13 protein-coding genes are annotated in these 15,229 nt (G+C 32.9%); 10 read left to right on the top strand and 3 right to left on the bottom strand.

Annotation, left to right across the window (positions count from 1 at the left end; translation table 11 throughout):
* Window positions 1-92 precede the first annotated feature (92 nt).
* Together AN960_RS07370 and AN960_RS07365 are read right to left on the bottom strand one after the other, a co-directional pair.
* A complete protein-coding gene (locus AN960_RS07370) occupies window positions 93-1,313 on the bottom strand; it encodes a helix-turn-helix domain-containing protein (RefSeq protein ID WP_056469001.1) in 1,221 nt (406 codons plus the stop codon).
* A 404-nt stretch (window positions 1,314-1,717) separates the two neighbouring features.
* Window positions 1,718-2,278, bottom strand: coding sequence for a TetR/AcrR family transcriptional regulator (locus tag AN960_RS07365; RefSeq protein ID WP_502692527.1), 561 nt, complete (start codon window positions 2,276-2,278; stop codon window positions 1,718-1,720).
* Between the two features lie 290 nt (window positions 2,279-2,568).
* Between AN960_RS07365 and AN960_RS07360 the strand changes: the two genes are divergently transcribed.
* The 4 genes from AN960_RS07360 (at window position 2,569) to AN960_RS07345 (ending at window position 6,127) form a co-directional block, all read left to right on the top strand.
* Complete coding sequence (locus AN960_RS07360) at window positions 2,569-4,011, top strand: DHA2 family efflux MFS transporter permease subunit (protein ID WP_286131637.1); 1,443 nt, start codon at window positions 2,569-2,571, stop codon at window positions 4,009-4,011.
* Window positions 4,012-4,039: 28 nt separating this feature from the next.
* Complete coding sequence (locus tag AN960_RS07355) at window positions 4,040-4,798, top strand: SDR family oxidoreductase (protein ID WP_056468993.1); 759 nt, start codon at window positions 4,040-4,042, stop codon at window positions 4,796-4,798.
* 291 nt (window positions 4,799-5,089) lie between these two features.
* On the top strand, window positions 5,090-5,470 hold the full coding sequence (locus AN960_RS07350; protein WP_056468988.1) for a hypothetical protein: 381 nt from the start codon (window positions 5,090-5,092) through the stop codon (window positions 5,468-5,470).
* Window positions 5,471-5,485: 15 nt separating this feature from the next.
* Window positions 5,486-6,127, top strand: a complete 642-nt coding sequence (locus tag AN960_RS07345) for a VanZ family protein (RefSeq protein WP_056468985.1) — start codon at window positions 5,486-5,488, stop codon at window positions 6,125-6,127.
* Between the two features lie 129 nt (window positions 6,128-6,256).
* On the opposite strand, the gene AN960_RS07340 is transcribed toward AN960_RS07345, so the two are convergent.
* Entirely contained in the window at window positions 6,257-7,684 is a 1,428-nt protein-coding gene (locus AN960_RS07340; RefSeq protein WP_056468983.1) for an alanine/glycine:cation symporter family protein, read from the bottom strand.
* 286 nt (window positions 7,685-7,970) lie between these two features.
* Between AN960_RS07340 and AN960_RS07335 the strand changes: the two genes are divergently transcribed.
* The 6 genes from AN960_RS07335 (at window position 7,971) to AN960_RS07310 (ending at window position 15,227) form a co-directional block, all read left to right on the top strand.
* Window positions 7,971-8,567, top strand: a complete 597-nt coding sequence (locus AN960_RS07335; RefSeq protein ID WP_056468981.1) for a TetR/AcrR family transcriptional regulator — start codon at window positions 7,971-7,973, stop codon at window positions 8,565-8,567.
* Between the two features lie 126 nt (window positions 8,568-8,693).
* Window positions 8,694-10,874, top strand: a complete 2,181-nt coding sequence (locus AN960_RS07330; RefSeq protein WP_056468978.1) for a YhgE/Pip family protein — start codon at window positions 8,694-8,696, stop codon at window positions 10,872-10,874.
* Window positions 10,875-11,175: 301 nt separating this feature from the next.
* On the top strand, window positions 11,176-11,625 hold the full coding sequence (locus AN960_RS07325) for an Lrp/AsnC family transcriptional regulator (RefSeq protein WP_056468974.1): 450 nt from the start codon (window positions 11,176-11,178) through the stop codon (window positions 11,623-11,625).
* Between the two features lie 198 nt (window positions 11,626-11,823).
* Window positions 11,824-12,765, top strand: a complete 942-nt coding sequence (gene nikB / locus AN960_RS07320) for a nickel ABC transporter permease (RefSeq protein WP_056468971.1) — start codon at window positions 11,824-11,826, stop codon at window positions 12,763-12,765.
* Between the two features lie 23 nt (window positions 12,766-12,788).
* On the top strand, window positions 12,789-13,694 hold the full coding sequence (locus AN960_RS07315; protein ID WP_286131634.1) for an ABC transporter permease: 906 nt from the start codon (window positions 12,789-12,791) through the stop codon (window positions 13,692-13,694).
* 12 nt (window positions 13,695-13,706) lie between these two features.
* Window positions 13,707-15,227 (top strand): glutathione ABC transporter substrate-binding protein, encoded by a 1,521-nt coding sequence (locus AN960_RS07310; RefSeq protein ID WP_056468968.1) that lies wholly within the window; start codon window positions 13,707-13,709, stop codon window positions 15,225-15,227.
* Window positions 15,228-15,229 lie beyond the last annotated feature (2 nt).

Genomic DNA, 15,229 nt, shown 5'->3' with positions numbered 1-15,229 from the left:
TTTTTTATTCTTGAAAAAATCAAAAACTGGTACTCGAAATGAGAACCAGCGTATTTATCTGCAAATAATCATACTATTAAAATATATAAGTCCTAAGCATTTACGATTAATTGTGCAATCTCCATTGCTTGTTCATTTAAATTCATCTTTTTATAATAATTGAATAATTCCTTTTTAGAACGTTCTACTAAAAAAGTAAAACCATTTTTTTCAAACATAGGTAAAGCTTTACTGTTTAAATAATGATGATACTCTTTTTCTTTTGACTTTAATAAATAAAGTAAAAGTTTATATAAATGGATATATAAAATGTAATTATTTTTTTTCGCTATGAAAAGTCCTGCTTCAGCGTCATGCACAAGTTCTTCTACGTTAGAAAAACCACCATCAAAGGAACTACGAAGATAGCCTTCCAACGATAGTAAATACGTTGAACACTCTGGGTCTTTTAGCATCATGGACCGTTTATAATATTTACTTGCTTCCCTATAATTTTTACCTCTATAAAACACATAGGCCAAATTATGCAAAGCTTTTGCTTTTCGATCAGGAGCATTACACAACTCACAGCTTCTAATCAAATTTTTGAAACGATTAATAATTTCTTCCTCTAAAGTGTCACTTTGAACCTGGATAATCATTAACATCTCTGCATCAATTACCCTAAGATAGTTATTAATTTGCTTAAAAAATTGATGAGATTTTTCAGCATGATAATAGGCTAACACAGGAGAATTTAAAGTATGGTAAGCCGATGCTAGATGGTAAAAATATTCAGGATTTTTATAAACTGTATTATCAATCGACTTTAAAATTTCGATCACTTTACTGTATTCTTGCTTTGCTAAAGAATAAATTCCTAAAATATGCTTTAATAAATTTCTTTCATATGGAGCTAATTTATCTTCTTTTTTTTGTAGCTTTTTAATGATTTTATAAGCTTCACTGCATTTACTGTGCGCAAGAAAATATTTCGCTCTTAACAACTGATACATATCATTATATTCAGAGATTTGGATTAATTCTTCCATTTCAAATTCATAGTAGATCTGATCCATCTCTTCGAATAACTGCATAACGATAACATCATGCCAGTGAAGTAATCGTTGTTTTATATTCATAAAATTAGCTACTTCTAAGTCCATATCAATTCCAAGCCTATTTGATAATAAATTTATAATTTCTGGTGCGTACTTCGTTTGAGCACATTCTATTTTACTGATATGGGTAACGGAGCAAATGTTTTTTCCTAATTGTTCTTGTGTTAGTTTGTATTTTTCTCTATAAAATTTGATAATTTTTCCTTCATACATAACTAAGTCCTCCTCCCATCCAAAATTTTAGAAATAGTACCTAATACTAAAATTCTACATTTAACAACAAAATTAGTATATTTAGAAAACTCGTATAGTATGTGAAGTAATACTTAAAGATATATTAAGTAAAAATGAAATTTGGATAGGATTACCACAAGATAGGAAGTAATTAATTGAAGTTATTCTTTCAATCTTCTAATACTTTACTAATATTTCCACGGACGAACATTTCGTATTTTTATTGTTATTTCAGAATGTAATAGTTATCTCCACTCCTGAAAAACAGCTTATTAGTGGGACAAGAGGTTAAGAGCATAGCCAAGGAAAGATTAGGCTCGATTTTAGAGGACTATCTTTATTTCCTACTTTTTCATTCCAATTTCTTTACCTTGGCACAGAATTTATACTTTGTTTCCAATTCTAAAAAGTAAAGATAATTGCTTAGCCAGATATTGAGGGGTATACGGCATGTCATTTCTTAACCACGAGACAATTGTACCAATCAGAGCTGATGATCCATACCAGATAATAATATCCTTTTGAATATCTGTCTTAATGTGCAAAGAATCAACTTCTCTTCGTTTTGTTATTGTTTCAGTAATGATTTTTAATAATTGCTCTGTAAAGATTGGAGTTTTAGTAGAAGCAAGAACTACTTTATAAAACTTTGCATTATCAGCAATATGTTCAAGCAAGTTTAAAAGCTTCACCGAATCAGTTTCTTCTATAGAATTATAGTTTGGTGAATCCCTCATAATTTGTCCAAGCTTCTCACCCATTTCCAAAGCCATTTTCTCCATCATATCTTGTATATCACGATAATGTAGATAAAATGTAACTCGATTAACTGTTGCACGCTCCGATATTCGATTAACTGTTATTTTGTTTAAATCCATCTCCTGAAGTAGATCGATAAAAGCGTCTTTAATTAATTGACGTGTACGAATGATTCTAGGATCCATTTTTGTTTTATCTTTCAAATCAAATCACCTTTTCCATGAAATTTACAATTTCTTTAAATGTGTTTAATATGTTTAGTTTTAACTACAAAACTAAAAAGAGTGATAACTACAATACATTTCTTCAAATATTGTCGGTTGTAAGAATGAACTAACTAATTATAATTTAATTTATATCATGTTTATTATTAAACACTTTGTAAATTATGTCCATGATAAAGAGAGAAAGGAATGATGGGGGATTGAGTAAAACAACGGGAATAGACACAAATTCGATAAAAAAAGGACCTATTATGTTCATTTTAATTTTAGGTGCCTTTCTTGCAACATTAAATCAAACGCTTATGAGTGTTGCCATACCTGAGCTAATGGTTGATTTTCATATCAAGGCAGGAACAGCACAGTGGTTAACAACAGGCTACATGCTAGTAAATGGTGTATTAATTCCGATTACAGCCTATTTAATGCTACGTTTCACCACACGTGAACTATTTCAAGCTTCAATGATTATCTTTTTAGCAGGAACAATTGTATCGGCAATTGCGACCGATTTTCCTGTTCTGTTAACAGGACGCTTGATTCAGGCTGCAGGTGCAGGAATTATTATGCCACTACTTACTAACGTTATTTTGACGCTATTTCCGCCAGAAAAACGTGGAGGAGCAATGGGGATGGTTGGGCTGGCGATAATATTTGCCCCAGCAATCGGTCCTACACTTGCAGGTTATATAATGGAGAATTACAAATGGGAAACGATGTTTTACGGAATGATTCCATTTGCTATTCTTGTAATCGTACTTGGTTTCATTTATCTGCGAAATGTTTCAGATCGTATCAAAACTAAATTTGATCTTCTTAGCGTTACACTGTCTACAATTGGTTTCGGTGCAATGCTTTACGGTTTCAGCCGAGCTGGAAGTTTAGGTTGGTCGAATTCAGAAGTTATTAGTACGATTGTTGTCGGTGTATTGGCACTTGTCCTTTTTGCATGGAGACAAATGGTTTCGCAAAATCCTTTACTTGATTTGCGTGCATTCAAGTTTAGTATGTTCTCATTAACGACAGTTATTAATATCGCAGTAACGATGGTAATGTATGCAGATATGATGCTACTTCCTCTTTACTTACAAAATATTCGTGGCTATACACCGGTTGAGTCAGGACTTCTATTACTTCCAGGTGCATTAGTAATGGGCTTTTTAATGCCAGTTACTGGAAAGCTGTTCGATCGTGTCGGTGCGAAATGGCTAGCTATTTTCGGAATGATTATTACAATTGCAACAACACTTGGCTTTACAAACTTAACGGACTCGACAAGTTACACATATCTAGTACTAATGTCCACTGGACGACGAATCGGTATGGCATTAATGATGATGCCAATTCAGACAGCTGGTTTGAATCAACTTCCAAAGCAATTAAATGCACACGGTACAGCAATTACAAATACAGTTCGTCAAGTTGCCGGAGCGGTTGGTACATCACTTCTAGTTACAATTATGACAGATCGTACTAAAACGCATATACAGGATTTAATTCCTACAGCGGCTTCTAAGGGATTAACACAAGCTCAAATTATAAAAGAAGCTTCAATTAATGGAATAAACGATGCTTATCTGGTGATTGTTGGAATAGGTGTCCTTGGATTATTACTTTCTTTCTTTATCAAGAAAGTTAAACAAGCAGCTTCTGAAGAGGCAACAGTAAAATTAAAAAAGGTAACAGTTAAAGCATAATACATCATAATTAATTGGAGGGAAAATCATGAGACTTCAAAATAAAGTAGCTGTAGTAACTGGTGCTGGTTCTGGTATGGGGAAAGCAATTGCTACCCTTTATGCTAAAGAAGGTGCAAAAGTGGTTGTATCTGATATTAATGCAGATGCTGCAAATGTTACCGTAGAAGAAATAAAATCAAACGGTGGGGACGCTATAGCTATTATGGCAAATGTAGCACAAGAAAATGATATTCAAAACCTAATTGATACTGCCGTAGATACTTTTGGTACGTTAGATATTCTAGTTAATAATGCAGGAATTATGGATAACTTTGAACCTGCTGGTGATATTGAAGATGATAAGTGGGAAAGAGTTTTCGCTGTAAACACTACAAGTGTAATGCGCTCAACAAGAAAAGTCTTACCGATCTTTTTAGAAAAAGAGCAAGGAGTTATTATTAATGTAGCTTCTGCAGGTGGACTTCAAGGGGCGAGAGCTGGAGCGGCTTATACAGCGTCTAAGCATGCAGTTGTTGGATTCACGAAGAATACTGGCTTCATGTACGCAACGAATGGAATCCGATGCAACGCAATTGCTCCCGGTGGAGTTGAAACAAATATCGGTTCCTCCATGACAAATATTAACGAATTTGGTATGGGACGTATTCAAGCAGGATTAGGAGTAAATCCACGAGTAGGTAAACCAGAAGAAATAGCAGAAATAGCTTTATTCCTTGCTTCAGATGAATCAAGCTTTGTTAATGGTACAGTTATTACTGGTGATGCTGGTTGGACTGCTTATTAGGATAGGGAACTTTATAATGAAGAGGGAGGACCGTCTGATATTTTGGACGGTTTTTTTTATTTTTGTGAAATATTTTATGAAAGTGTTAGTTGGAAATATGAAGAATACTACTTTATTGTGACAGAACTATGAAAAATATGGAAAGTACACAAAGTTTTCAGATTATTTTGGGTGATGGTCAAGTTTAAAATGATACATTAAAAATATATTAATATTTTATTAGTTTTGGATTTTTTAATTGAAACTAATGCTAGATTAATAAACAAAAAAATTTAAAAAAGGAGCGTCAGTATGAAGAAGAAAATTATTTTTGTAATTTGTTTGTCCCTTCCCATTTTCGCAAAATCTGTAGAATCAGCATCTGCGACTCAGAAGTTTGATGGGAAACTAACTGGGTATTTAGAATCCAAAAATGCATTTAATATTTCTAAAGGGTGGTTACATGTAAAACACGAACAATATAGTGCAGGGGGAAAATCAATTAAAATAACACCATTAAAGAAAAGTATAGTAGGGTTATACCTCCCTGTAAATAGTGCTTCACAAACATTTCGTGGAAATACTTCAGTAACATATCAAGAAGGGGTAGGCAATGGTCAGTATAGACTTTCATTTGAAGTTATTAAAGGCGAGGATAAATCGTATGTAGGTGTTAAAGGCCAATTTTGGTAAGGGAACTTGGCTTTTATGAAAATAAAACTAAATAATCTATTTACATTACTAATATCTACATTATTTGTACTTTTTGTTATGAGAGCATTTCTTGGAGACTTTCTTTCAAGGCTTATTCCATATGCAAATGCTTTTTTTGGATATAGTTTATTTTTATGTTTAGTATTAATTGTTAATATAATAATAAATATGGGTTTGTACTATAAAAAAAATAGGAAATTCTATATTAGTAAATTTGGTTTCGGAGCATTTACACTTACTTATATAGTATTTTTGGTTTCTGTTCTTTTTTCAAGAAACTCACTGGGAAATCATTATAGAAACAATTATATACCGTTTAAAACGATTTTAGGATATTTAGACAGTAAAGCTGACTTTATTTATATCTTTTCAAATATTGTGGGGAATATTGTAATTTTTATTCCTCTAGGATGTATAGTTTATTATTACTTTTATAGAACGATGAAAGTTTCTATTTGTATTTTAGTTTCTATATTATTAGTCATACTTATAGAATTTTTACAAAAAAAATATGTTGTAGGAAGTTTCGATATTGATGATATACTATTAAACTCACTTGGGATTTATTTAGGTATAAAAATATTAGTAGGAGAAGGTAACAAAAAATCTAAAAACCTTCTTGAAAAATCAGATTAGGACAGTATATAAAATTAAGTGCAGATGAACTAACTTCACCAATAATTCGTTGGTGGCTTTTTTTTAGGGAAGAGTTATAAAAAAATAACCCCTCATCTTAAAAGATGAAGGGTAGATACTCAGAATATATTATCCAACGTTTTTCTTAACGTCTTTCTCATCAACCCATGCCTCTAACTGATCACGACCTGGTAAGTTATCGATTTTATCAGCAGAGAAAACTGGATCCAAACCTTGTTTCTTTTGAGAAACATAATCTTTTAATAAAGCTTTTACAACTTTAGCTAAACGCGTAATTGCGTAAAGATTAACTAGTACCATTAATCCCATGAAAATATCAGCTAAAGACCAAATTAATTCAGCGCTATATAATGCTCCGAATAACACCATTCCAATTACAGCAAAACGGTATACGTAAATCGATTTTTTCGAATGCTTCATGAAGCTAATATTCGATTCACCGTAGTAATAGTTACCCATTATTGTACTTAATGCAAATAAGAATACTGAAATTGCAACGAATGTTGCAGCAAAATCACCAAGACTTACACGTAATGATTCCTGTGTTAAAGGAATACCTGATAGTTCAGATGTTTTATACACGCCTGAAACTAATACGATCATTGCTGTAGACGAACAGATGATAAATGTATCTACAATTACACCTAAAGCTTGAATAAAACCTTGTTTTATAGGGTGAGTAACGTCAGCTGTTGCAGCTGCGTTTGGAGCAGAACCCATTCCAGCTTCGTTTGAGAATAATCCACGACGAATACCGTGAAGTACTGCAGCACCCATAACGCCGCCAAACATTTGTTTAAACGTAAAAATTCCTTCAGAGAAAATTGCACCAAATACATCTGGTAAAATATCGAAATTTGAAATCATTACCCATAAAGCTAAAATAATGTAAACACCAGCTTTAATAGGTACTAAAACAGTTGAGAATTTAGCAACTGAATGTACGCCACCAAAAATAATAAGTGCTGTAATAATAGCCAGTACAATCGCAGTTGTTTTTGTATTTACGCCAAATTCATTATTAATAGAGGCAGCAATCGTATTTGCTTGTACTGCATTAAAAATAAGACCAAAAGATAAAGTAATTAAAATACTAAAAATAACACCAAGCTTTCGATTACCTAAAGCTTTTTCCATATAATAAGCAGGTCCACCACGCCATGAAGAGCCATCTTTCACTTTATAAAGCTGAGCTAATGTACTTTCTACAAATGCTGAAGCTGAACCAATTAATGCCATTAACCACATCCAAAATACTGCACCTGGTCCACCTAATGCAACTGCTGTTGCAACACCAGCAATATTCCCCGTACCAATACGAGCAGCCATTCCGATCATAAATGCTTGTAATGAAGAAACAGTCTTTTTGTCTTTGTCTCTGTTTCGACCATCAACTAATAATCGAATCATTTCAGGGAAGAATTTAAACTGAATAAATCCTAAATAAACTGTTAAAAATAGGCCGATTGCAACTAATAAAATAACAAGTAATTTAGCCCATAGATAGTCGTTGAGTACTGAAACCAAATCTGTCATGAATCCCTCTCCTTTGTAAGAATATTAGCAAAATTATCCAATAATTTTGACTACAAAGTGTAATAATAAATTATTCTGTCGTTGAAGGCAACGATTTTTTTAATGATTATCCAAAAAAAAGGTAACATTAAAAAAAGATTAAAAAAGTAAGTGTTCACTTACTTTTTGTTGACGAAATTCATTTTGGTTAATATACTATAAAAGTGAATAAACACTTACTTTTTTGCAGCACGCTAAATACTAAGAGTTAATGCCTTTTTAACAACGTTTTTTATGGAGGTAAAAAGTGAATAAGGGAGAAAGAACAAAACATCACATCCTAGAAAAGTCTATCCAACTATTTGCGAAAAATGGTTATGATGGTACGACAATTAATCAAATTGCAAAGGAAAGTAAAATTTCCGAAGCTACGATTTATAAGTATTTTAAAAGCAAGCTGGATGTATTGATTACTTGTGTCAAACCAGATATTCAAGACGTTTGGATGGAAGAGGATTTTAGTAAATATTCGATTGAAGAATTACTTAGGATCTATGTAGAGAAAAGGATTAAATGGGTCGAACAGAATCGAAATCAAATTGAAATTTTGATTAGTGAAACGTTAAGACACCCTGAGCTATCAGAAATTTTCTTTCAACAAATCTATCGTAAAACACCAATTGAAGAAGAAATAGAAGCTAGAATGCACGCGAAAGAAACAAATTTTCATTTAGAAATTCCGATTTTAAGTTTAAGTATGATTACGACGATTATATCGATTCTTAATCTACAAAAAAGTGTTTTGGATAAAGACCCAAAGCATATTACAGACGACGCCATAAATAAAATGGTGCAATTAGTTTTATTTGGGCTAATAGGAAACAAAGGTCTTGAATCAACTTGAAAATAATCGAGAGAATGGTTTAGTATTTCCTTTTATTTTTTTATAAAAGGAGTATTAGACTATTTATATGCAATAAATTGACCGAAACACAAAAATGGTCAATTGGTCTAAAAGGGGAGTGATTTTGTGTTTAAACAGGAATGGAAAAATATTTTTAAGAAGCCAATGACAATTGCAACAATCATTGCGATTGGTCTTGTGCCAATGCTTTACTCATTAATTTTCTTATCAGCTTATTGGAATCCTTATAATAAAACGGAAAAACTATCTGTTGCAATTGTTAACAATGACAAGGGTACTGAGTTTAATGATAAAAAGCTTAATGTAGGGAAAGATTTTGTAGAAGGATTGAAAGATAATAAGTCATTCAAATGGAAAGTTACAAATAAAAAAGAGGCAATGAAAGGATTAAACGATGAAAAATATTATTTAGTCATCGAATTACCTTCTAATTTCTCTAAAAATGCAGCAACGTTATTAGACGAAAAACCGAAAAAAATGAAATTAAATTATTACACGAATGCGGGTAAAAACTACGTAGGTGCACAAATTGGTACAACCGCAATGAAAGAAGTAAATGCTAATATCTCAAAAGAAATTACAGAACAATATGCTAAAACAGTATTTGATAATTTCAAGGATATTGGAGATGGCATGGTAAAAGCATCTGATGGTGCAGGTAAAATCAATGATGGTGCAGCAAAAATAACAGATGGAACTGATGTTTTAAATAAAAATTTAAAAAAATTAAATGACAGCATGATCACATTTGAAAATGGAAGTACAAAACTGAAAAGTGGAGCGACACAATTATCAGATGGTATTAAACAATCAAATGATGGTGCTAATAAATTAAATACTGGTTTAAACGCTCTTCTGGATGGAACTGGTACATTAAAAGCTGGTTCAAGTGATTTAAATAATGGACTATCACAACTAGTCGGAGGCGGCAATAAAATCGAAGCCGGCTCTTCAAAGCTAGAAGCTGGTAGTAACCAATTAAATGCTGGATTAAAACAATCTTATGCTGGCGCTACCCAACTTCAAAAAAATGAAGCGGGATTTAATGAGAATTTGGGTGCTACAAATGATGCACTTAAATCAATTTTGAATGGATTGCAAGATGGTACTTTAAGTAAAGGGGATTTACAGAAATTACAAGCAATCTCTAATAGCTTAGATCAACTATCAAAAGGAAGTAATCAAATTAAAAATGGTGTTGATCAAATTGCTGCTGCACAAGGTCAATTATATGAAGGTTCAAATAATCTACTTGCTGGACAAAAAGAATTAAATGCAAATTTAGGTTTATTTAATAGTAAATTGCAAGAAGCATCTAATGGAGCAAATCAACTAGCTCAAGGAAGTAATGCTTTATATAATGGTACAAAGGAATTAAGTGAAGGAAGTTCGTTACTTTCAATAGGCCTAGGTAAATTAAATACAGGCGGGGATCAATTAGTCCAAGGGATCAATCAATTAAATGATGGTTCTAAACAACTATCTGATGGTACAAATAAGCTATATAGTGGGTCTGGAGACTTATTAAAAGGAGCTACTGATTTAACAAAAGGAACAACAGAACTTCATAAATCTCTGAAAGATGGTGGAGATGAAGTAAACAAAGTTAAAACAAGTGATGAAACCGATAAATTCTTTGCAGAACCGACAGAGCTAGTTTCTCATAAATTGAATAATGTAAAAGAATATGGTGTAGGTTTAACACCTTATATCTTATCAATTGGGCTATTTGCAGGTGGGTTAATGTTCACTTCAGTTTATCCGATGAGAAAGAATTCTATTGCTCCGACTACTGGATTAGCTTGGTTCTTTAGTAAATATAGCGTTCTAATCTTCGTGGGAATCATGCAATCGATCGTAGCAGATATGGTTTTAATTTATGGTATGGGTCTTGATGTGAAAAACGTGTGGTTGTTCGTAGTGTTTACAATGATTACTAGCTTGACCTTCTTTTCATTAATACAATTCTTAACTGTTACATTAGGAAATATAGGGCAATATTTAGTGTTTGTTATGATGTTATTACAAATTGGTGGAACTTCAGGTACTTTCCCAATTTCATTAACACCAACATTTTTCCAAACGATTCATCCATATTTACCTATGACGTATGCTATAAAAGGATTCAGAGAATTAATCTCTAGTTCTGTTAGCAAAGGGTTTGTATGGGATCAAGTCTACTATTTATGTGGATTTGCAGTGTTATTCATTATCTTAACAAATGTAACCTTTGCAGTTCGTGTTAAATTATCAAAGAAAAACGAATTAAGTGAAATCGAAGCTTAAAACGATAAAATAATAAAAAGGATTGAAGTCTAATAAAAAAAGATTTCAATCCTTTTTTACTATAAGTGAAATAAAAATCCAGTATCTTTAGGTCAATCTTTTATTGTAAAATTAGTAATGGAATATGGGAATAATGAAGGAAATAGTATAGAATCCCTTTACATTGTAAGGGTCTTATCGTTAAAATTTTAACGTGGTTAATCTGATCTTTGTACATCATGAGCACTTAACACTTGCTATTGTACTTTAAAATATAAAAAAATAAGGAAGCGTTTTCATTTGGTAGAAAAGTGGTGAATAAATGAAACTAACTGACATCGATAAAAAAATTCTAGAGATGCTCACTAAAAATGGTCGGATGTCATACGCCGATATTGGAAAAGAACTTAATTTATCAAGGGTTTCAATCCGTGAACGTGTGAATCAATTAATAAAAAATGGGGTTATTGAGAGGTTCTCAGTAGTCATTAATTCAGAAAAAGTAGGCAAAGGCGTATCTGCGTTCTTTGAAGTAGATTGTGAACCAGCTTATTTAGTAGTCGTAGCCGAAGCACTTGCAGATAATCCTGTTGTAGCGAGTTGTTATCAAATGACAGGTCCAAGCACTTTACATATGCATGTATTAGTCGATGATTTTGTCAGATTAGAACAATTTATAAACAATGAATTATATGCTTTAGAAGGAATAACAAGGGTAGAAAGTCATATTTTATTACGAAGATTTAAAAGTAGAAATGGCTTAAAATTATAGTTGTCCTGGCGAGAGATTGGTAATCTCTCGTCTTTTTTTACTATTTTTTGTAAAAATTCATAAAATTATAGAATATTCTGTCTACCGGGAGTATAATCGAAAATAATTAAAATTTACATTGTTAGGTTATACAACAATTAAGGTTAACAAACGTATGTGATTTTAGTTAATATACTTACAAGTGGAGTAGGTGGAAAGATGGCGTCACTCATATTAAGAAGGTTGTTTCAATTGTTTTTATTATTGCTAGGTATCTCATTTTTAGTCTTTGCTTCTATGCATTTAGCACCTGGTGATCCAGCTGCAATCATTGGCGGACCTACAGCAACAAAAGCTGATCTAAATGCCATCCGGGAAAGTTTGGGACTGAACGACTCGTTTTTTGTCCAATATTGGCATTATTTATCAAGCGTATTACATGGGGATTTAGGATATTCCTTTCAAACGAAACAGTCGGTTGCAGAGGCAATTTCAATCCGTTTTCCTAATACTTTAAGTTTAGCAATCGCGAGTATGATCGTTGCAGTAGTAATCGGGGTAATAACAGGGATTGTTTCTGCACTTAAGCAAAACTCGTGGATGGATGTATCAAGTACAATAATAGCCCTTGCAGGTATTTCAGTACCTAATTTTTGGCTAGGTGCCATCCTAATTCTTATTTTTGGAGTTAATCTACAAATTCTGCCCGTTGGAGGACTCGATTCACCAATTTGGACAGTAGAAGGATTTAAGCAAATCATTTTACCTGCTATTGCACTAGGAACAGCCTCGGCTGCAATGATTGCAAGAATGAGCCGTTCATCTATGTTAGAGGTAATTCGAGCTGATTACATAAGAACTGCAAGAGCGAAAGGTGTAAAAGAAAAATCGATTGTTTGGATTCATGCTTTAAAAAACTCGATGATTCCAGTCATAACTGTTATTGGTTTAAACTTCGGATTTCTTCTTGGAGGAACAATCATAACAGAACAAGTATTTGCGATTAACGGTGTCGGCAGACTAATGATCGATGCAATTGCAGCTAGAGATTTTCCGATGGTTCAAGGGGCAGTATTACTTGTAGCATCCATGTTTGTAATCGTGAATTTACTTGTTGATATATTATACGTATTTATCGACCCAAGAATTAGCTACGATTAATCGGCCAGAAGGGAGGAAGAATTTTGTCTACAGAAGTTGTCATTAATAACATAGGTGCAAAGCAAGCTATTTCAAAAAAGAAAGAAAAATTTATTGTTCAAACGTTTAAACGTTTAATCAAAAATAGATTAGCCGTTTTTGGATTAATCATTATTATTTTACAAATTTTAATGGCACTATTTGCGCCACTTATTACGATTCATGATCCGATTAAACAAAATTTAGCATCAACAGAACTGCCAATATTTTCTAGCGGACATTGGTTAGGTACAGATAATTATGGACGGGATATGTGGAGCCGAATTGTATTCGGATCTAGAGTATCACTAGTTGTTGGATTCAGTGCAGTGATTCTTGGATTAATTGGTGGTATCTCAATAGGCATGCTAGCTGGTTATTTTTCAAAACTAGATGGCTTGCTTATGAGAATAGTAGATTTATTATTTGCTTTCCCTGGAATTCTACTCGCCATGCTAATTATCGCAATTCTTGGGACAAGTTTAGTGAATGTAGCAGTTGCGATTAGCATTTGGTCCATTCCTTCATGCGCAAGAATTGTTCGTGGTTCGGTTTTATCTATTAAGAAGCAAGAATACATACAAGCAATGAGGACTTTAGGTGCAAGTAATTTACGAATTATGGTGAAGCATATTTTGCCAAACTGTATGGCACCAATCATCGTTTTTGCCACAATGAGAATGGCTACTGCTATTTTATCAACGGCATCACTAAGTTATTTAGGTCTTGGTGCACAACCTCCAACAGCCGAATGGGGATCAATGATTTCTCAAGGGCAAGATTATATGTTTTCTTCCCCACATATGACAATCGTACCAGGGATCGCTATTATGCTGATCGTTTTCTCTTTTAATGTCGTAGGTGATGGATTAAGAGATGCTTTAGATCCAAATATGAATATTAATGATTGAGGAGATGGGTAAATGAAAAAATGGATGGTTATCGTAATTAGTGCAATTCTTCTTCTTGCTGGATGCTCTAGTAAAACAACTGGATCAAATAGCGCTAATGTTTCACAAGAACTTACATATGCTTCAACATCAGATGTAGTAGGTTTATCACCAATCTTAACAAATGATTCTGTATCAGCTAATGTCATCATGCAAGTTTATGAAACTTTATTTAAAAGAAATCCTAAAACAATGGAAATCGAACCTTTATTAGCAGAATCTTATACGAATCCAGATAATAAAACTTGGGAGATTACATTGAAAAAAGGAATCAAATTCCAAGACGGAACAGATTTTAACGCAGAAGCAGTAAAATACACATTTGATAAATTCCGTGATCCAAAAACTGCTGCTCCACGTGCTTCATTATTAGAACCAATTCAATCAGTTAATGTAATTGATGATTACAAAGTAGAAATTAAAACGAAATATCCATATGGACCACTTTTAGCTGCACTTGCTCATACTGCTGCTTCAATCGTAAGCCCTACAGCAGATAAAAATAGTGATTTAATGAAAACCCCTGTGGGAACTGGGCCATTTAAGTTTGTTAGCTGGACACCTGGTGACCAAATCGTTCTTGAGGCAAACAAAGATTATTGGAATGGTGCACCTAAATTGAAAAAAGTTACTTTTAAAGTAGTTCCTGAAGTTTCTACAGCTATTTCAATGTTACAAACAGGAAAAGTACAATTTATTGATGCAATTCCAGCTGAACAAATTAAGCGTCTAGAATCAATTAAAAATGTAAAAGTAACAAAAGCGGAAGGAACACCTGTTTATTATTTAGGGTTTAATATGAAAAAAGCTCCAATGAACAACTTAGCATTCCGACAAGCAGTTGCTTATGGATTAGATCGTAAAGCATATATTAATCAGTTAAACGGACTAGGTGTTGAAGGTAATAGTGTTATTGGACCAAAAGTCTTCGGATATGATCAATCTGAAGAAAAAGTTGGTTATTCTTATGATTTAGAAAAAGCTAAGAAACTGATTAAAGATAATGGATTTGAAGGAAAAGAAGTAAAGATGCTAGTACCAAATCGTGATATGTACATGAAAATGGCTGAAATTGCTCAATCTCAAATGACTGAAATTGGCTTGAAAGTAAAGCTTGAAACGATGGAATGGGGAACTTTCTTAGATGCAGCAACGAAAGGTCAATACGATGTAACGTTCTTAGGATGGGCAAATAGTACTGCTGATGGTAGTGAATTATTGTATCCAAACTTCCACTCTGACAACGTTGGATCATCAAACCGAATTTCATATAGTAATAAGCAATTTGATCAGTTAGTTAATGAATCTCGTCAAACGATTGACCAAAATGCTCGAAAAGAAAAACTAAAAGAAGCAAATGAATTATTAGTAAAAGATGCTCCTGTAATCGTTATGAATCAAGGTGTAGTAACATCTGCAGTTGATCAATCGGTGAAAGGAATTGAAATTGATCCTACTGGCCAATGGTCATTATACAACGTACATAGAGAGTAGGT

Source organism: Bacillus sp. FJAT-25509, from assembly GCF_001420605.1.
GTDB lineage: Bacteria > Bacillota > Bacilli > Bacillales > Bacillaceae_G > Gottfriedia.
Note: the sequence above shows the minus strand (reverse complement) of the source record. Positions and strands in the feature narration are given on the sequence as shown.